This is a genomic window from Tropicimonas aquimaris (assembly GCF_042676185.1).
In the GTDB taxonomy this organism is placed as follows: domain Bacteria; phylum Pseudomonadota; class Alphaproteobacteria; order Rhodobacterales; family Rhodobacteraceae; genus Tropicimonas; species Tropicimonas aquimaris.
The window spans coordinates 253,501-271,490 of record NZ_JBHTJT010000038.1; the positions used below are offsets into that span (position 1 = coordinate 253,501).

A 17,990-nucleotide genomic window follows, 5' to 3' on the forward strand; every position below is an offset into this window, starting at 1 on the left:
CTCAGCCCTCCGGCCCGATGGTCAGCGCACGGCGCTCCGCCACGCCCTGCCGGAGCCAGTCTGCCCAGAACTCCATGCCCTCGCCGGAGCGCGCCGAGACCTCGAGGACGGGCCGGGCATTGCCCAATTGGCGCACATGCGCCTCGGCCCGGCCGGCGTCGAATTCCGGCATGTAGGGGGCGAGGTCGCGCTTGGTCAGCAGCACGAGGTCGGCCGCGCGGAACAACACCGGGTATTTCGCAGGCTTGTCGTCGCCCTCCGGCGTCGACAGCAGCGCCACGTTGCAATGCTGCCCGAGATCGAAGCTGGCAGGGCAGACAAGGTTGCCGACGTTCTCGATGAAGAGCAGGTCCAGCCGGTCGAGCTCCAGGCCGTGCAGCGCCTCGTGCACCATGCGGGCATCCAGATGGCAGGCGGTGCCGGTGCAGATCTGAACCGCCGGCAGGCCGCAGGCGCGCAAACGGTCGGCGTCGTTCTCCGTCTCCAGATCCCCCACGATCACGCCGATCCGGAGATCGCCGCCCAGCAACCCCGCCGTTGCCTCCAGCAACGCCGTCTTGCCCGCGCCGGGAGCGGACATGAGGTTCACCGCGAAGACGCCGTGCCTGTCGAGATGCGCGCGGTTCCGCGCGGCCTGCCGGTCATTGGCCTGAAGCAGCCCGCCGAGTCCCTCGGTGATCTGCCTACCCTGCGTCGACGGGTCGAGATGTTGGGGTCCAGCGCAGCCGCAAGTGTCACACATGAGCCCCCTCCCACGGTTCCCGTGCCGGAGGGTCATCCTCCACCACAACAGACTTCAACAGCAGTTCATCCCCCGACCGCAGTTCCGTCCGCCAGGTGCCGCAGCGGACGCAGACCAGGCGGTTGATCTCCGCCTCGCTCTCCAGCTTGCAGCCCGGACACCAGACGCGCAATGGCGCCGTGTCGATGCTCAGCCGCGCGCCCTCGGCAAGGCTTCCGGCCGCGGCGACGGGAAAGGCGCTGGCCAGAAGTTCCGGCACCACGCCCGACAGCGGTCCGATCTTGACGGTGAGGCCAGTGACACGGGCCGCGCCATTGTCGCGGGCGACGGCTTCGAGTTGCCCGACCAGAGCCCGGCAGATCGCGAACTCATGCATCGGGATGAAGGAGCGTGCCGAAGGTTTCCCAACTCAGCCGCGCCTCCTCCTCGGAGACCTTCTTGAGTGCGTATCCGACGTGGATCAGGACGATGTCGCCCACGGCGAGATCGTCGTCCTCCATCATGAAAAGGTTCGCATCCCGCAGGACGCCGCCGGCCTCGCAGGTCGCGGTGTAGCCGTCGATCGCCGTGATCCGCATCGGAACGGCAAGGCACATGAGGCGTCTCCCCCCTCTCGCCCGCACACTCCTTATATGTAACGCAGAACCCCCACCAATCCATGCGGACCAATTGTCTCGCTTGGGTCGCCGGTGTCAGCCGGGCGCTCGCAATCGCGCGCCCGGCCGAAGCATTATTTCAGACGAAGCTGACGGCGACCTTGCCGACGCCATCGATCTCGCCCGCGAGTTCGGTGCCTTTGGGGAAGAAGAGCAGGCCGCAGATCGATCCGGTGATGACAATCTGGCCGACTTCCAGGCCGCCGCAATGATCGCCGACCTTGTCCAAGAACAACCGCAGGTTGCTGAGGGCCGAACCACCGGAAACGCTCGTCTCGCCGTCCAGCGGCATCTCTTCGCCGGCCTTGAGCCGCGCCGTGACCACGCCGAAATCAGACCCGTCCCAGCCTTCGAGCACATCGCCCTGCACGTAGCCCGCGTTGATCTGCAGGTCGGCGAACTTGTAGGCGGCATCCTCCGCCGCTTCGCCGGCAAGGCGGGTGTCGACCAGTTCGAACATGGCGCAGGGGCGGAAGTAATCCTCCAGCTGCTCCGGTGCGCCGCCCTCGGGCAGCGGGCGCATCAGTTCGAAGCCGACTTCAAGCTCGACGCCGAAGCGCTCGGTCACGGGCTTCTGCCCGCCGTTCTCCACGACGTAGCAGGCCGGGATCGGCGCCAGGATCGGCTCGCTCCCCGGCACCGGCGCGACCTTGAAACCCGCGACCGCGCCGAGCGCGCCGGCGACGCCGCTCTGCACGCGCAGGATCTCTTCGCGGGACAGGCCGGCGACGGTGGGCGAGATGCGTTCGCCGGTCCGGTGGGCGGCGACCAGGTCTTCGATAAGTTTAACCACGTCGTTCATGCTGTTTCTCCAACGTTGCAGCAATTTCCCGCGCCGCGCAGAGCACGGGGTTTTCCAATGGCACGGGCGCGCGTTCGCGCAGCCGCTCCGCGGCCTGCCCAAGCGGGCCGCCGCCGATGATGACCCGCCGCGCACCGGACACCACGGCCAGGCCGACCGCCTCCAGCAGCGCCGCATCGAGCGCCTCCGGGTCGGCCATGAGCGCCAGCGCATCGCCTCGCGAGAGAAAGCAGCCGGCATAGAGACCCGACGCCGCGTTGCGCTGCATGAGACGGTCGATGGCGGGCTGAAGCTCCGGCGTCGTGGTGGCCACGGCGAAGGGCGTGCCCGACCGGGCCGCCGCGCGGGCCGCCGCGGCGCCGATCCCGACCACGGGACAGGGATAGCGGCGTGCGATTTCCTCCGCCCCCGGGTCTCCGAAGGCCGAGACGATGATCCCGGTGGGTTCCGGCGTCAGGACCGCCGCGCCGACCCGCGCGGCCGCCGCATCGAGCGCCGCTTGCGAGGTGATCATCGACGGGCCATGCGGCGCCGTCCATCCGACCGGAGGCTCGGGGAGCGCGCGGGCCGCAATCGCGCACATCGCCTCGGTCGTCGCCCGGTTCGAGTTCGGGTTCATCAGCGTGATGGCCATGGCGCGATCATTCGGCAGTGTCCGTTGTTTCGTCAGGAGCACGCTGTGTGCCAATTTTCCCGGAGAGGCAACAGCTTACCTCAATTCCTCCCCGCGAAGCCGCCGATTCCGGCCGCTGCCTCCGCGATCTGCCCCTTGCCAGCGGGCAACACCCGCCATGGTTGTCTTGAGACGGCCCTGCAAAAGGGCAGTTTCTGGACAGACGGTCAAAAACTGTGCGGATTTCCACATTCTTTGCGGTCATCGCCGGGTGCGCAGGATTGCACCTCCACACGCGCCAAACTCCAAAGCAGCTTCCCGAACAAGGGATGGGACAAACGATCCTGGTCAACAAGGAGAATGACGTTGAAGACACTGAAGCACAGTTTTGCGGCGCTGGCCGTGATGGCGGGGATGGCGATCTCCCAGGGCGCCGTGGCGCAGGGAACGCTGCGCGTCGGCATGACCGCCGCCGACATCCCGCTGACCACCGGCCAGACCGACCAGGGTGGCGAAGGCATGCGCTTCATGGGCTACACGGTCTATGACTCGCTCATCGAATGGGACCTGACCAGCGCCGACAAGCCGTCGGTCCTGATCCCCGGCCTCGCGACGGAATGGTCCGTCGACCCCGAAGATCAGACCAAGTGGACCTTCAAGCTCCGTGAGGGCGTGACCTTCCACGACGGCAGCCCCTTCACCGCAGAGACCGTCGTCTGGAACTTCGACAAGATCCTCGACGATGCCTCCGAGCAATACGACCCGCGCCAGTCCGCCCAGGGCAAGTCGCGCATCCCCGCCGTCGACACCTATACGGCAATCGACGACTACACGCTCGAGATCACGACCAAGACCCCGGACGCGACGCTGCCCTACCAGCTCGCCTGGATCCTGATGTCCTCCAAGGCGAACTGGGAAGCCTTGGACAAGGACTGGGAGAAAGTCGCCGCCACCCCGTCGGGGACCGGCCCCTGGAAACTCGAAACCTTCGTGCCGCGCGAGCGCGCCGAAATGGTTCCGAACGCCGATTACTGGGACGACACCCGCATCCCCAAGCTCGACAAGATGGTGCTGATCCCGCTGCCCGAACCCAACGCACGCGCCGCCGCGCTGATGTCCGGCCAGGTGGACTGGATCGAGGCCCCTGCCCCCGACACCATTCCCGCGATGGAAGGCAACGGTTTCGTCGTCTCGTCGAACGCCTACCCGCACAACTGGACCTGGCACCTGTCGCGCCTCGAAGGCTCACCCTGGAACGACATCCGCGTGCGCAAGGCCGCAAACCTCGCGATCGACCGCGAAGGCATGATGCCGCTGCTCGGCGGGCTGATGGTGCCGGCCAAGGGCTTCCTGCCGCCCAGCTCGCAGTGGTTCGGTGAGCCTGAGTTCGACATCTCTTATGATCTGGACGCGGCCAAGGCGCTGATGGAAGAGGCCGGCTACGGCCCCGAGAACCACCTTGCCGTCAAAGCACTGATCTCGCCCTCGGGCTCGGGCCAGATGCTGCCGCTGCCGATGAACGAGTTCGTCCAGCAGAGCCTTGCTGAAATCTGGATCGACGTCGAGTTCGTGGTCGTCGAATGGAACCAGATGATCAACCTCTGGCGCGCCGGCGCGGCCGATCCGTCGGTCGAAGGGGCGATGTCGATCAACTTCACCTACTTCATCCAGGACCCGTTCACCGGCCTGATCCGGCACCTTTCCTGCGACCTGATCGCGCCCAACGGAACCAACTGGGGCCACTACTGCGACCCGGAGATGGAGGAGCTGTTCGCCAAGATCCGCACCACCTTCGATCCGGTCGAGCAGGACGCCGTGCTCAAACAGACGCATGAGAAGTATGTCGATGAGGCGCTGTTCCTGATGGTCACCCACGACGTGGCGCCGCGCGCCATGAGCCCGAAGGTGCAGGGCTTCGTGCAGGCCCAGAACTGGTACCAGAACTTCTCCTCCATCACTATGGAGTGAGGCTTCGGCCCACCTGAAGACCCCCCGCCGCCCTCCGGGCCGCGGCGGGGGACCCTCCCTGAAGGAACACGACCTTGCTGAGCTACTTCCTGCGCCGCCTGATACTGGTTCTGCCGGTGGCCTTCGGCGTCTCGATCATCTGCTTCCTACTGGTGCAGATCGCGCCGGGTGATCCGCTGACCGCCATCATGCCTGTCGACGCGACCGCCGAGGAACAGGCCGCCATGCGCGCCGCCTACGGCCTCGACAAGCCCCTGCCCGTTCAATACGCGATCTGGATCGGCAACCTCGTTCAGGGCGACATGGGCCGCTCCATCGCCACCGGCCGCCCCGTCGCTGGCGAGGTCTTCGGCGCGGTGCAGAATTCCCTGATCCTCGCCATCAGCGCCTCCGTGATCGCCTTTCCGATCGGCGTCTTTCTCGGTTTCCTCGCCGGTTACTTCCGCGACACGCTGCTTGACCGCGCGGTCACCGCGATCTCGATCACCGGGGTGTCGGTGCCCAACTACTGGCTGGGGATCGTCCTCGTCATCATCTTCTCGGTGCAGCTCGGCTGGTTGCCCTCGATGGGCGCAGGCCCCGGCGGATCGCAGGAATGGGAATGGAACTGGCTCCATATCCGTCACCTCGTCCTGCCTGCGATCACGCTCGCCGTTGTCCCCATCGGCATCGTGGCCCGTACGGTCCGCGCACTCTCGGGCGACATCCTGACGATGGACTTCGTGCAGGCGCTCTACGCCAAGGGCATGTCCCGCTTCGACGTGCTGTGCCACGTCGCCCGGAACGCCGCGGCGACCGCGCTCTCGGTGATGGGGCTGCAGCTCGGCTACCTGCTTGGCGGCTCGATCCTGATCGAGACGGTGTTCAACTGGCCCGGGTCCGGCTTCCTGCTCTCCAACGCGATCTTCCAGCGCGACCTGCCGCTGCTCCAGGGCACGATCCTGGTGCTGGCGCTGTTCTTCGTCGCCATGAACCTCATCGTCGACGTGGCTCAGGCCGCCATCGACCCGCGCATCAAGAGGAACTGACCGATGGCGATAGCTGAAACCATCGACGCAGCGCTCTCGCAGCGCTCCGGCTACTGGGCGGGCGTGGCCTCCCGGCTGCGGCGCGACCCGGTCACCATGATCTGTCTCGCGGTGCTCGCGCTGCTGATCCTGTCGGCGATCTTCGCCCCGTTCCTCGGGTTGCAGGATCCCTACAAGGGCTCGATGATCGCCCGACTGAAGCCGATCGGCACCCCCGGCCACCCGCTGGGCACCGACGAACAGGGCCGCGACATGCTCGCCCGCCTGATCTATGGCGGTCGGCTCACGCTGTTCATCGGGCTGATGCCGGTGGTGCTGGCCTTCTTCGTGGGTTCAATCCTGGGGATCGTGGCGGGCTACGCCGGGGGCATGGTCAACACGGTCATCATGCGCACCGTCGACGTGTTCTTCGCCTTTCCGTCGGTGCTGCTGGCCATTGCCATCTCCGGCGCGCTCGGCGCGGGGATCGTGAACTCGCTGGTCTCGCTGACCATCGTCTTCATCCCGCCACTGACCCGCGTCGCCGAGGCCGTTACCTCGGGCGTCCGCTCGCTCGACTATATCGACGCTGCGCGCGCCTCGGGCGCCAGCGCGCTGACGGTGATCCGCGTGCACGTGATCGGCAACGTCCTGTCGCCGATCTTCGTCTACGCAACCTCGCTCACCAGCGTCTGCATGATCCTCGCCGCGGGCCTGTCGTTCCTCGGCATCGGGGTGCGGCCGCCGGAGCCGGAGTGGGGACTGATGCTGAACACGCTGCGCTCGGCAATTTACGTGAACCCATGGCTGTCGGCGCTGCCGGGGCTGATGATCTTCATCACGTCGCTCTGCCTCAACCTGGTGAGCGACGGCGTAAGGAGCGCGATGAATGTCCATGACTGATACCCTTCCCGACACCGCCGCGCAGACAGCCGAGGGCCTCCCCGACAAGGGCGGACCGGCGCAGCCGCTGCTGATCGTCAAGGACATGCAGAAATACTTCCCCGTGCGCGGCGGCATCTTCGGGCGCACGCAGGCGATGGTGCAGGCGGTGGACGGCGTGTCCTTCGAGGTGAAGAAGGGCGAGACCCTTGGCATCGTGGGCGAATCCGGCTGCGGCAAGTCCACCACCGCGCGGCTTTTGATCGGGCTCACCGAGAAGGATTCGGGCGAGATCATCTTCGATGGCCAGGGCGTCGGCGACAGCTTGAGCCTGCGCGACCTGCGCCGTGGCGTGCAGATGGTCTTTCAGGACAGCTACGCCTCGCTCAACCCGCGGCTCACCATCGAGGAATCCATCGCCTTCGGCGCCCGGGTGCAGGGGCTCTCCGACCCGATCGGGCGTGCGCACAGCCTGATGGAGCGCGTGGGCCTTGCCCCCGAGCGCTTCGCGCAGCGCTACCCGCACGAGGTCTCGGGCGGCCAGCGCCAGCGGATCAACATCGCCCGCGCGCTGGCCATGTCGCCCCGCCTCGTGGTGCTGGACGAGGCCGTCTCGGCGCTCGACAAGTCGGTGGAGGCGCAAGTTCTGAACCTGCTGGCCGACCTGCGCGAGGAATTCGGGCTGACCTACATCTTCATCAGCCATGACCTGAACGTGGTGCGCTACATCTCCGACCGGATCCTCGTGATGTATCTCGGCGAGGTGGTCGAGGTCGGCCCCGTGAACTCCATCTGGGAAGACCAGGCCCATCCCTACACGCGCTCGCTGTTCTCGGCGATGCCTTCGATGGACCCGGAGAACCGCACAAAGACGCCGCCGCTGACCGGCGATCCGCCGAACCCGATCAACCCGCCGAGCGGCTGCCGGTTCCACACCCGCTGCCGGTTCGTCGACACCGTGTGCAAGGAAAAGGCGCCCGCCCTGCGGGAATTGCCGGGCCGGGGCGGTCACTGCGCCGCCTGCCACCTGCACGACCCGGACTCGGGGCATGACAAGGCAGGTCGGGAGGATATCTGGTGAACGCTCCCCTCGTGGAAATCCAGGACCTCGTCGTCCGTTTCAAGGGCGACCGGACGGTCCACGCGATCAACGGGCTCGACCTGACCCTGCAGCAGGGCGAGACGCTGGCCCTACTGGGCGAAAGCGGCTCCGGCAAGTCGGTGACGCTGAAGACGCTGCTGGCGCTGCTGCCGCCAAAGCGCAGCGAGGTCGAGGGCGGCATCGCCGTCAACGGCACCGACGTGCGCAAGCTCAAGGGGAAGGCGCTGCAGAAATACCGCGGCGGCGAGGTCTCCATGGTGTTCCAGGACCCGGGCCTGGCGCTCGACCCGGTCTACACCGTGGGCGCACAGATCTCCGAGGCGGTGATGCGGCACAAGGGCGTGTCGCGCGACGAGGCGATGAGCACCGCGCTCGACATGCTGCGCCGCGTCCGCATTCCCTCGCCCGAACGGCGGCTCAAGAACTACCCGCACGAGCTTTCGGGCGGGATGCGCCAGCGGGTGATGATCGCCCTCGCGCTGGCCTGCCGGCCGCGCCTGCTGCTGGCCGACGAGCCGACCACGGCGCTCGACGCGACGGTGCAGATCCAGATCCTGCTGCTGCTGCGCGAGTTGCAGCGCGAGTTCGGCATGGGCGTGATCTTTGTCACCCACGACATCGGCGTGGCGGTCGAGGTCTCGGAGCGGATCGCGGTGATGTACGCCGGCCAGATCGTCGAGGAAGGCACCACGAGCGAGATCATCAACAACCCACGCCACCCCTATACGCAGGGCCTGCTGGCTGCCAACCTGCACGACGTGGCCCGTGGCGAGCGGCTGAACGCCATCCCTGGCGCCCCGCCGCCGCTGGAGGAGCGCCCGACGGCCTGCTCCTTTACGCCCCGCTGCCCGATCGCAGGACCGGAGTGCCGCGTCAGCCTGCCCGATTTCGTCACTCTCGCGCCGCGCCGCCGGGTGGCCTGTTTCCGCGCCCTCGAAGCCGCCGCCGCGGAATAGGAAGCCAGATGTTGCTCGAAAAAGACCCCTACCACGCCTTCATGCCCTACGAGCCGATCCCGGTCGCCTCGGCGTCGGACGGCCCCCTTTCCGGGCTGACCCTCGGGGTGAAGGACCTGTTCGATGTCGCGGGCTACCGCACCGGCTGCGGCTGCCCGACCCGGCTCGCGACGAGCCCGGTGATGACCCGGACCGCCCCCGCCGTGCAGCGCCTGCTGGACGCAGGGGCGCAGTTCGTCGGCAAGACCCACACCGACGAGCTGGCCTGGGCTCTCTACGGGATGAACGCCCATTTCGGCACGCCGGTGAACCCGGCGGCCCCGGACCGCATCCCCGGCGGCTCCTCCTCCGGCTCCGCGGCCGCGGTCGCGGGCGGGTTGGTGGACATCGCCGTGGGCTCGGACACCGGCGGCTCGATCCGGGCGCCGGCGAGCTTCTGCGGCATCTGGGGCATCCGCCCGACCCACGACCGGATCCCGCTCGACGGCGCGCAGGCGCTTGCGCCCAGCTTCGACACCTGCGGGCTCTTCGCCCGGGATGGCAACACCCTTCTGCGCGGCATGGAGGTGCTGGCCGGACCGGATACCGCGCCTTTGCCCAACGCGCCGGAGCTGCTCTGGCCCACCGAGATGCACGCGCAGCTGGGCGAGGCGCAGTCGGCGCTCTGCAGTGCGGCCTTCGACGGGCTGACCGCACGCGAGGTGTCTGTCTATCCCGATGGCGTCGAGGCGGCCTATGCCACCTATCTCACCACCAACGGCGCCGATTGCGCCGAGGCGATCGTGCCCTACATCCGCGCCTCCGGCATGCCGCTGGTGCGCGGGATCGATGGACGCGCCGCCGCGGCCGAGGCCCTGACGCCCGAGGAGATCGCCACCGCCCGCTCCGCCCGCGCAGCCTTCCGCGTCCACGTGGAGAGCGTCGTCGGCGAGGGCGTGCTGCTGGCCCCGGCGGTGCATGACGCCCCGTTCCGGCTCGACGCCCCGGTCGAGGTGTTCGACGGTTTCCGGCACGACGCGATGCGGCTGCTCTGCGTCGCCGGCATGAGCGGCCTGCCCCAGGTCGTCTTCCCGGCGGGCAAGGTCAACGGCGCGCCCTACGGCGTTTCGCTCATCGGGCCGCGCGGCTCGGATCTCTCCCTCATATCGCTGGCTATCCAACTGACCGCAAAGGACATGCCATGACCTGCCCCATCGAAGACAAGCTCTCCGCGCTCGGACTGGCATTGCCGCCCTCGGCCCCGTCCCGCGCGCTGTTCCTGCCGGGCAAGATCACCGGCAACCTGCTGTTCCTGTCCGGACAGATCTGCGAGTGGGAAGGCGTGCCGAAATACTTCGGCCTCGTCGGCAAGGGGTTCGACATCACGATCGGGCAGGAAGCGGCGCAGATGTGCGCGCTCAACCTGCTGTTCTCGATCAAGGCCGTGGCCGGCTCGCTGAGCCGGGTCAAGGACGTGGTTCGGCTTGGCGGATTCGTTGCGGCCGACCCGGAATACCCCGACGGCCCGATGATCGTGAACGGCGCCTCGCAGCTCTTCATCGACCTCTACGGAGAGGCCGGCCGCCATGCCCGCACCGCGGTCAACGTGGCCTCGCTTCCCGCCAACGCGATGGTCGAGGTAGAAGCGGTGGTGGAGCTCGGCTGAGCCCTCACGGGAACGGGACCGGCGGCGCGCCATTCGCTTCGTCGAAATGTTGGCCGATACGGGCGGATCGGCCCCTCACCGATGCGATGGAGATCGTCCGCAAGGGCGCGAACGGCAGGATACGGCGCAAGAACGCCTAAGGCAGCAGGCGCCGCTCAGGCTCAACCGAGCGCGCCGATCAGCCGTGCCGCGGCCTCGACACCGTCCAGCACCGGCACCGACACCCGCGAGCGGACGGCCTCGGCCAGCCGGGACATGCCGCCACATCCCAGGATGATGCAGCCGCACCCGTCCTGGGCGACCGCAAGCGACGCCTCGTCGGCGATCCGTCCCATGGCGGCATCGCTCTCGTCCTCGGTCTCCAGAACCGACAGCTTGCTCGCCCGCACCCGCCGCACCCAGGGGGTCAGCCCGTAGCTGCGGATATTCTGCTCGATCACCGGGACCGACACCGAGAGCGTCGTCACGACCGAGAACGGCAGCCCCCGCAGCATTGCCATGGTGAACGCCGCCTGGCCGATGCCGATCACCGGGCACCCGGCGATGCCGTTGGCGGCCGCGAGGCCGGTGTCGTCGAAACAGCCGATGATGATCCCGTCGAAATCCGCCCCGGCCCGCGTCACCAGCTCCAGCAGCGGCGGCTCGGCCAGTTTCCCGTCCGCTTCCCCCTGGATTGCGGGCGGACCGTCGGTGGAGGTCCAGCCGGTGAAGGCGACGCCCGGCGCGACGGACCGGGCCGATGCCAGCATCGACTCGGTCATGGAGGCGGTGCTGTTGGGGTTGATCAGGAGAACCCGCTTCATTCAGACCATGCCCTTGCCGGCGTCCGACCCGAGCCGCGCCCGGCGGCGCGCCTGCACCCAGACGGCGCACAGGAAGACCGCGATCACCAGGAGGGAGAACACCGTGGTCAGGGTGCCGAGGGCAAAGATCACCGGCGTCGTGACGTTGGTCGTCATGCCGTAGATTTCCAGCGGCAGCGTGTTGTAGCTGCCCGCCGTCAGAAGGGTTCGGGCGAATTCGTCGTAGCTCAGCGTGAAACCGAATAGCGCCACCCCGATCAGCGAGGGCGCGATGATCGGCAAAACCACATGGCAGACGGTCTGCCAGGAATTGGCGCCCTGGTCGCGTGCTGCCTCCTCGAAGCTCGGGTCGAAACGGTTGAAGACGGCGAACATGATCAGCAGGCCGAAGGGCAGCGTCCAGGTGAGCTGTGAGCCGTAGCCGGAGGTGGACCAGTGCACGTTCAGCCCCGATTGCGAGAAGATCAGCCCGACGCCAAGCGAGATCAGGATCGAGGGGATCACCAGCGAGGTGATGACGAGGTAGAAGATCACCGAAGAGCCGGCGAAGCGCTTGCGGAACGCCAGCCCGCCCATCACCGAGACGACGACGGTGGTGACCATGACCATCAGCCCGAGCACCAGCGAGCGGGCGAAGCTGCCCCAGATGTCGCCCACCGCCTGCTGCTGGAAGAGATCCCGGAACCAGTGCGTCGAGACCCCACGCATCGGGAAGGTCAGCCCGCCCTGCGGCCCCTGGAAGGACAGGATCGCGATGGTCAAGGTTGGACCGTAGAGGAACAGCAGGAACAGCGAGAAGAAGGCGGCGAGGACATAGAAGCTGCGGGGGCGTTTGCCGGTCATGTCAGAGCTCCTTGCGGATGTCGACGAAGCGCAGCAGCACGGCGATGATCAGCAGCACCGTGGCCAGCAGCACCACCGCCGTCGCCGCGGCCGACGGATATTGCAGCAGAGCGATGTCATTGGAGATCAGCCGGCCGACGTTGGCCGACTGGCTGCCGGACATGAATCGCACGGTGATGAAATCGCCCATCACCAGCGTCACGACGAAGATGGAGCCGATCATGATCCCGGGCTTGGTCAGCGGGATGATCACGTTGGTCAGCGTCTGGAAGCCGGAAGCGCCGTTGTCGTAGGCGGCCTCGATCAGGCTCCGGTCGATCCGCATCATCGTGTTGAAGATCGGCACCACCATGAACAGCGTGTAGAGGTGGACGAAGGCGAGGATCACCGAGAAATCGGAGAAGAGCAGCCATTCCAGCGGCTCGTCGATCACGCCCCAGGAGATCAGCGTCGAATTGGCCAGCCCGTTCCGGCCAAGGAACGGGATCCAGGAGATCATGCGGATGATGTTCGACGTCCAGAAGGGGATCGTGCAGAGCAGGAACAGCGCGATCTGCCAGGTCAGCGAGCGGACATGAAAGGCGAGGAAATACGCCACCGTGAACCCGATCAGCAGCGTGAAGACCCAGGTGATCACGGCGTATTTGAAAGTGTTGAGAAACACCGAATAGGTGACCGGCGAGCCGAACAGGAACTCGTAATTGTCGAACAGGAAGGCCGGGTAGATCGAGAATTCCGTCGCCCCCCAGAAGCTGACGGTCACGATCATCACGATCGGAAGCACCAGGAAGCACAGCAGCACCACCGACAGTGGCGCGGCCAGAAGCCATCCCGAGAGGTGGCGGTTTTTCATGAGGTTGCGCATCTGGGCTCCGGCGCGGATCGTGTAGCCCCTTCCCCGTGAAACGGGAAAGGGGCGATAGGGGACGACGTGGAAGGGGAAGAACCCCATCGCCCCCGGTGTTTCAGGCGCGCGCTCAGGCGGCGATGAACTCGTTCCACTTGCGGACCATGTACTGGTTCTCGTCCATCACCGCGTTCCAGCAGGCCACCGCGCCCATCCGGTCGTAGAAGGAGCCGCCGTCGCGGGTCTCGCCCGCCTTGGCCATGACATCGCCGAACGGGTTGGTGATGTCGCCGGTGGCTTCCTTGCCCTCGAACCAGTAGCCCCACTCGTTCTCGTCCATGACGTTCTTGGAGGTCTCCGGGACCGCCGAGTAATAGCCCTGGCGCATCAGGAAGCCGCCGACCCAGCCGTCGAGGTACCAGTTGATGTATTCGTAGGCCGCGTCGAGCTCGAGGCCGCTGAGCGACTTCGACAGGCCGATGCCGCCGCCCCAGGAGCGGTAGCCTTCCTTCAGCGGCTGGTAGATACAGGGGATCCCACGCGACTTCACGGCGGTGATCGCGGGCGACCACATGGACTGGATCACGACCTCGCCCGATGCCATCAGGTTCACGCTCTCGTCGAAGGTCTTCCAGAAGGCGCGGAACTGGCCGGCTTTCTTTGCTTCGGTGAAGATCGCCATGGTCTTGTCGATCTCTTCCCTGGTCATGTTGCCCTTGTCGCCGTACTGGATCTCGCCCATCGCCTCGCAGACCATCGCGGCGTCCATGATGCCGATGGAGGAGATGTCGAGGATCGAGGCCTTGCCCTTGAACTCAGGGTTCAGCAGCTCCGTCCAGCTCTCGATCGGCCGGCCGATCAGGTCCGGGCGGATGCCCAGCGTGTCGGCGTTGTAGATCGTCGGGATCAGCGTCATCCAGCCGGTTTCCTCGCTGGCGAAGGCATTGCTGTCCGGCCCCTCGACGAAGCCCACGCTGTGCGGTGCCGTGCCTTGTGCGATCACGCTCTCCGGCATCAACTTGCCGGATTTGAAGATGCCGACGATCTTGTCGTAGTTCTTGATCTTGCTGACATCCATGGCCTGCAGGTTGCCCGTCGGCCAGACCTTCTTGCAGATCCAGTACTCGATGTCGGCGATGTCGAAACTGTCGGGCTGGGTCGCGGCGCGCTGCGTCACGGCGTCGGAATCGAGCGCGGTCATCTCGAGCGTGAAGCCGAGGTCTTCCTTCACCTTCTGCGCCACCTCGTTGAGGTTGGAGACGCCGGTGCCGAACTGGCGCAGGGTCACGTCCTTGATGTTCTGCGCCCAGATCATCGGTGCGCCGAGGGTGGAGGCGCCGGCGGCTGTCACGGTGGCGGCGGCGCCCTTCAGGACGCTGCGCCGGCTGAGTTTCGGGGTCTCGAAGTCTTTCATCTCTCTCTCCTGTTGGGTCTTTTCTGGTTGTCCGGTGTCACACCGCGAGCGGATGCAGCGCGGCGTCGTCCCAGCACAGGCCGACATCCGCGCCCTGCGGCATCGGATTCTCGAAGAACTTTTCTTCCGGCAGAATGGCGGTGATCTCCTGATCGCCCGCCGCCCGCACCGTCAGCACCACATGCGCGCCCTGGTACTCGACGCCGGTCACCTGGCCATCTAGCCGCCCGGCGGCGGCGGCGGTCAGCGCGACCCTGTCGCTGCGGATCGCGAAATGCCCGTGGGGCAGCGCGATGACGTTATGCCCGCCCATGAAGCGGGCGACGAATTCGGTACGCGGGGCATTGAACACCTCGCGCGCGGGTCCGGCCTGCTCAATCACCGCGTTGTTCATCACCACGATCTCGTCGGCCAGCGCCAGCGCCTCGTCCTGCCCATGGGTGACGTGGATGAAGGTGATGCCCAGCTCCCGCTGAAGCCGCTTGAGCTCTGCCCGCATACGGATCCGCAGGAAGGGATCGAGTGCCGAGAGCGGTTCGTCGAGCAGCAGGACCTGAGGATTGGTGATCAGCGCACGGGCCAGCGCGACGCGTTGCTGCTGGCCGCCGGAGAGCTGGGCCGGCAGGCGGTCGGCGAGCTGGCTCATGTGGACCAGCTCCAGCATCTCCCCCGCCCGGGCCCGGCGGGTGGCCGCGTCCATGCCCTTCATCTTCAGGCTGAACGAAACATTGTCACTGACGCTCAGATGCGGAAAGAGCGCGTAGTTCTGGAACATCATCGCCGTGCCGCGCCGCGCCGGCGGCAGGAAGGAAACGTCCGCCCCTCCGAGCACGATCGAGCCTGCGGTCGGGTCCTCGTGGCCGGCGATCATACGCAGCGTCGTCGACTTGCCGCAGCCGGAGGGCCCCAGCAGGCAGGCGTAGCTGCCCGCACGGAAATGATGGTTGATCCCGTCCACGGCGAGGGCCTCGCCATAGCGCTTGGTCAGGGACACAAGTTCGAGATCCTGTCCGGTCTTCATGTTCGCTCCCGCTTGGCTTGGCCGATCTTTCGACGGCGCGGGAAATTTCGGAAACACGTTCGGCCAGCGCGCGGGGTCCAGACCGGAACTGCCCAACTTGCGCGCGGGCGCACCGGTGCATCGTATAATTTCGCGGCACAAATCGTATACAATCACAGCCACGATGATCGACAATCCCCCCCGAATCTTGCGCCTGCATCCTGCGCACCCCTATCAAGGCAGGGCACAAAGGGAGCTCGTCGTGAACGCCATGGGCAAAACCACCAACCAGCGGGGTCGCGCCGTGGCGGAAGGGCTCGCCACGGCGATCCACGAGCATCGCCTGTCCCCGGGAATGAAGCTGAACGAGGACGAGGTCGGCGAGATCTTCGGTGTCAGCCGCACCATCGTCCGCAGCGCGCTGCAGTCGCTGTCGCATGAACATCTGGTGGTCATCGAACCCAATCGCGGCGCCTTCGTCGCCCGGCCCAGCCTGCGCGAGGCCCGCGAGGTGTTCGAGGCACGCGCCTTGCTGGAGCCGCGCACCGCGCATTCGGCGGCCACACGCGCGACGCCGGAGGACATTGCCCTGCTGAAGCGGCATATCGACGAGGAGCACGCCGCGATCGATGCCGGCGAGACCGGCCGGGCCCTGCGCCTCTCCGGGGACTTCCATATCGAGATCGCACGGATCGCCGACCAGGCGACCATCGCCGCCTTCATTGGCCAATTGGTGGCCCGCTCCTCGCTCATCATCGCGCTCTACTGGCGCCGCCGGCAGGCCACCTGCGAGAGCCACGCCCACCACGCCCTGCTCGAGGCGCTGGAAGCGCATGACGCCGAGCGCGCCGAGGAGCTGATGACCAGCCACCTGGTGGACCTCGTCTCGCTGCTCGACCTGACCGAACCGGCCGATGCGCCCACCTCCCTGCGGGAGGCACTGGGGGCGCGATGATCCTGCGGACCATGACCTTGCCGGAGCTAGCGGAGGTTCTCGAGTGGGCGGCCTCGGAGGGCTGGAACCCCGGGCTGGACGATGCGGAGGCGTTCTTCGCCGCGGATCCGGGCGGTTTTTTCGTGGCGGAGGCGGATGGCCGGCTGGCGGCCGCGATCTCGGTCGTCAACCATTCCGACAGCTTCGCCTTCCTCGGGCTTTACATCTGCCGACCGGAGTTCCGGGGCAAGGGCATCGGCTTCGCGCTCTGGACCCACGCGCTGGAACATGCCGGTCCGCGCACCGTCGGGCTTGACGGCGTGCCGGACCAGCAGGCGAACTACCGGCGGTCGGGTTTCGCCCTCGCCTCCGAGACCTCCCGGTTCGAAGGCCCGCTGCCCCCGGTGCCGAATGCGACCCTGCGCCCGGCGACCGATGCGGACCTGCCGGCGTTGATCGCTCGCAACTCCCGGGCGAACGGCTACGCCATGGAGCGGTTCCTCTCCTGCTGGTTCCGCCCGACGGACAACCGGCGGACCGTGGTGCTGGACGCGCCCGACGTCCCGACCGGCTTTGCCACCTGGCGACGCTGCCGGCACGGCATCAAGATCGGCCCGCTCCTGGCGGATGGCTTGGAGGATGCGACTGCGCTGCTCCATGGCATCGCGGTGGAGGTGCCCGGCGAGGCGCTGATCGTGGATGTGCCGCGGGAGATGGAAGCGCTGGCGGCGCATTGCAGGGCGCAGGGCATGAACTGCGCCTTTTCCACGGCCCGCATGTATCGGGGCCCGGCGCCTGTGACCGGCAGCGGCGTGCACACGGTCGCCACGCTGGAACTCGGCTGAGGCAGCGCTTGCACCTACGAAAGCCGCCCGACACCTGCATCGCGGACCGCCGGGCCCATCGTTCAGTCCCCCCGCTCAAGGGAAGATACCCGGCGATGTCGGCTCGCTCCGGCCGATGCGTCGCATCGGACTTGAACGGCAGGCTGGCTCCCGGTACCAGCCGATGGCTGGTCTCGCCGTGGCGACAGTCGGCGCTCACCCTCCAGCGTGCGGATCGCCCCGATCCATTCGGGGTAGCCCCCCGCAAAGTGGTCCTCTCGATGGAGAGGCTGATCTCGAAGAGCGGAGAAGAACCGAGGCGACGCGCGGCTGAGCGCCTTGACCTTGCGCACGTGGCCAGCCGTTTCCTGCGCGCGGGCGTGCTGCGCATCAGGGTCGCATCCCGTTCCGGACCATGTCCGCGACGCGCGCCTCGGAACCATCTCTTTTCATTGGAAATCGCATACCTGTCGACCGTAGGCCGCCCGGACGACCAAAGCACGCCGACCATCAGCCCCACCGCCCACGACGCTTTCATTCTCCGGAAAATCTCGAGTTTCCCCTACCATTTCACCGAGGGAATCGTTTTCCGGACTTGCGCCTCGGGGGGCTTGTCCGGTTTAGTTCCGGGCGAGGAATTACAGCGGTATAACAGGCATTTCCGTCATGTCCTTCGAGAAGGCTCGGGATTTACTCGCATTGGCGGATCACGCGGCGGCGCAGTATCGTGGGGTTTCGCTTCAGGAGATTGCGGAGCGGTTCGGGGTCAGCCATCGGACGGCGCAGCGGATGACGGCGGCGCTGGAGCAGGCGTTTCCGCATGCGGTGGAGGTCTTCGAGGACGAGGAGAGGCGCAAGCGGTGGAAGCTGCGCGAGCAGCCGATTGCCCGGATGCGGCTCGGCGGCGACGCGGAGCTGGAGGCGCTGGACTATGCCGTGGCGCGGCTCGCGG

The 17,990-nt window shown here is 66.9% G+C and carries 20 protein-coding genes; 10 read left to right on the forward strand and 10 right to left on the reverse strand.

From position 1 onward, the window contains the following. Position 1: 1 nt before the first annotated feature. The 5 genes from hypB to ACFQ2S_RS17600 all read right to left on the reverse strand — a co-directional run bounded on the left by hypB (position 2) and on the right by ACFQ2S_RS17600 (position 2,834). A complete protein-coding gene (gene hypB / locus ACFQ2S_RS17580) occupies positions 2-742 on the reverse strand; it encodes a hydrogenase nickel incorporation protein HypB (protein WP_386076455.1) in 741 nt (246 codons plus the stop codon). Beyond that, positions 735-1,118, reverse strand: a complete 384-nt coding sequence (locus ACFQ2S_RS17585; protein WP_386076457.1) for a hydrogenase maturation nickel metallochaperone HypA/HybF — start codon at positions 1,116-1,118, stop codon at positions 735-737. The genes hypB and ACFQ2S_RS17585 overlap by 8 nt, the downstream gene beginning before the upstream one ends. Continuing rightward, positions 1,111-1,338, reverse strand: a complete 228-nt coding sequence (locus ACFQ2S_RS17590) for a HypC/HybG/HupF family hydrogenase formation chaperone (RefSeq protein WP_386076458.1) — start codon at positions 1,336-1,338, stop codon at positions 1,111-1,113. Before ACFQ2S_RS17590 ends, ACFQ2S_RS17585 begins: the two co-directional genes overlap by 8 nt. Positions 1,339-1,477: 139 nt before the next feature. Next, positions 1,478-2,200: a hydratase gene (locus ACFQ2S_RS17595; RefSeq protein ID WP_386076459.1), complete on the reverse strand. Its 723-nt coding sequence runs from the start codon at positions 2,198-2,200 to the stop codon at positions 1,478-1,480. Further along, entirely contained in the window at positions 2,184-2,834 is a 651-nt protein-coding gene (locus ACFQ2S_RS17600; protein ID WP_386076461.1) for an aspartate/glutamate racemase family protein, read from the reverse strand. The genes ACFQ2S_RS17595 and ACFQ2S_RS17600 overlap by 17 nt, the downstream gene beginning before the upstream one ends. A 345-nt stretch (positions 2,835-3,179) precedes the next feature. On the opposite strand from ACFQ2S_RS17600, the gene ACFQ2S_RS17605 reads away from it, so the two are divergent. From ACFQ2S_RS17605 to ACFQ2S_RS17635, 7 genes are all read left to right on the forward strand, one after another. Next, complete coding sequence (locus ACFQ2S_RS17605; protein ID WP_386076462.1) at positions 3,180-4,781, forward strand: ABC transporter substrate-binding protein; 1,602 nt, start codon at positions 3,180-3,182, stop codon at positions 4,779-4,781. Positions 4,782-4,855: 74 nt separating this feature from the next. Then, entirely contained in the window at positions 4,856-5,809 is a 954-nt protein-coding gene (locus ACFQ2S_RS17610) for an ABC transporter permease (RefSeq protein ID WP_386076463.1), read from the forward strand. A gap of 3 nt (positions 5,810-5,812) precedes the next feature. Then, on the forward strand, positions 5,813-6,691 hold the full coding sequence (locus ACFQ2S_RS17615) for an ABC transporter permease (protein WP_386076465.1): 879 nt from the start codon (positions 5,813-5,815) through the stop codon (positions 6,689-6,691). After that, on the forward strand, positions 6,678-7,751 hold the full coding sequence (locus ACFQ2S_RS17620) for an ABC transporter ATP-binding protein (RefSeq protein ID WP_386076467.1): 1,074 nt from the start codon (positions 6,678-6,680) through the stop codon (positions 7,749-7,751). The genes ACFQ2S_RS17615 and ACFQ2S_RS17620 overlap by 14 nt, the downstream gene beginning before the upstream one ends. Continuing rightward, on the forward strand, positions 7,748-8,728 hold the full coding sequence (locus tag ACFQ2S_RS17625) for an ABC transporter ATP-binding protein (protein WP_386076469.1): 981 nt from the start codon (positions 7,748-7,750) through the stop codon (positions 8,726-8,728). The genes ACFQ2S_RS17620 and ACFQ2S_RS17625 overlap by 4 nt, the downstream gene beginning before the upstream one ends. 8 nt (positions 8,729-8,736) lie before the next feature. Then, complete coding sequence (locus tag ACFQ2S_RS17630) at positions 8,737-9,912, forward strand: amidase (protein ID WP_386076471.1); 1,176 nt, start codon at positions 8,737-8,739, stop codon at positions 9,910-9,912. Continuing rightward, positions 9,909-10,373 (forward strand): RidA family protein, encoded by a 465-nt coding sequence (locus ACFQ2S_RS17635; RefSeq protein ID WP_386076472.1) that lies wholly within the window; start codon positions 9,909-9,911, stop codon positions 10,371-10,373. Before ACFQ2S_RS17630 ends, ACFQ2S_RS17635 begins: the two co-directional genes overlap by 4 nt. A 161-nt stretch (positions 10,374-10,534) precedes the next feature. Here the strand turns inward: ACFQ2S_RS17635 and ACFQ2S_RS17640 are convergent, their stop codons facing one another. From ACFQ2S_RS17640 to ACFQ2S_RS17660, 5 genes are all read right to left on the reverse strand, one after another. Then, entirely contained in the window at positions 10,535-11,176 is a 642-nt protein-coding gene (locus tag ACFQ2S_RS17640; RefSeq protein ID WP_386076474.1) for an aspartate/glutamate racemase family protein, read from the reverse strand. Further along, positions 11,177-12,019: an ABC transporter permease gene (locus tag ACFQ2S_RS17645; RefSeq protein ID WP_386076476.1), complete on the reverse strand. Its 843-nt coding sequence runs from the start codon at positions 12,017-12,019 to the stop codon at positions 11,177-11,179. Position 12,020: 1 nt separating this feature from the next. Then, positions 12,021-12,884, reverse strand: coding sequence for an ABC transporter permease (locus tag ACFQ2S_RS17650; protein WP_386076477.1), 864 nt, complete (start codon positions 12,882-12,884; stop codon positions 12,021-12,023). Between the two features lie 112 nt (positions 12,885-12,996). Further along, positions 12,997-14,280 (reverse strand): ABC transporter substrate-binding protein, encoded by a 1,284-nt coding sequence (locus ACFQ2S_RS17655; protein ID WP_386076478.1) that lies wholly within the window; start codon positions 14,278-14,280, stop codon positions 12,997-12,999. A 37-nt stretch (positions 14,281-14,317) separates the two neighbouring features. After that, positions 14,318-15,301: an ABC transporter ATP-binding protein gene (locus tag ACFQ2S_RS17660; RefSeq protein WP_386076480.1), complete on the reverse strand. Its 984-nt coding sequence runs from the start codon at positions 15,299-15,301 to the stop codon at positions 14,318-14,320. Between the two features lie 250 nt (positions 15,302-15,551). Between ACFQ2S_RS17660 and ACFQ2S_RS17665 the strand changes: the two genes are divergently transcribed. The 3 genes from ACFQ2S_RS17665 to ACFQ2S_RS17675 all read left to right on the forward strand — a co-directional run. Beyond that, on the forward strand, positions 15,552-16,235 hold the full coding sequence (locus ACFQ2S_RS17665; RefSeq protein ID WP_386076493.1) for a GntR family transcriptional regulator: 684 nt from the start codon (positions 15,552-15,554) through the stop codon (positions 16,233-16,235). Further along, on the forward strand, positions 16,232-17,059 hold the full coding sequence (locus ACFQ2S_RS17670; RefSeq protein ID WP_386076482.1) for a GNAT family N-acetyltransferase: 828 nt from the start codon (positions 16,232-16,234) through the stop codon (positions 17,057-17,059). Before ACFQ2S_RS17665 ends, ACFQ2S_RS17670 begins: the two co-directional genes overlap by 4 nt. A gap of 645 nt (positions 17,060-17,704) precedes the next feature. Next, positions 17,705-17,990: helix-turn-helix domain-containing protein (locus ACFQ2S_RS17675; protein WP_386076484.1), on the forward strand; the 286-nt coding region annotated here is incomplete at its 3' end.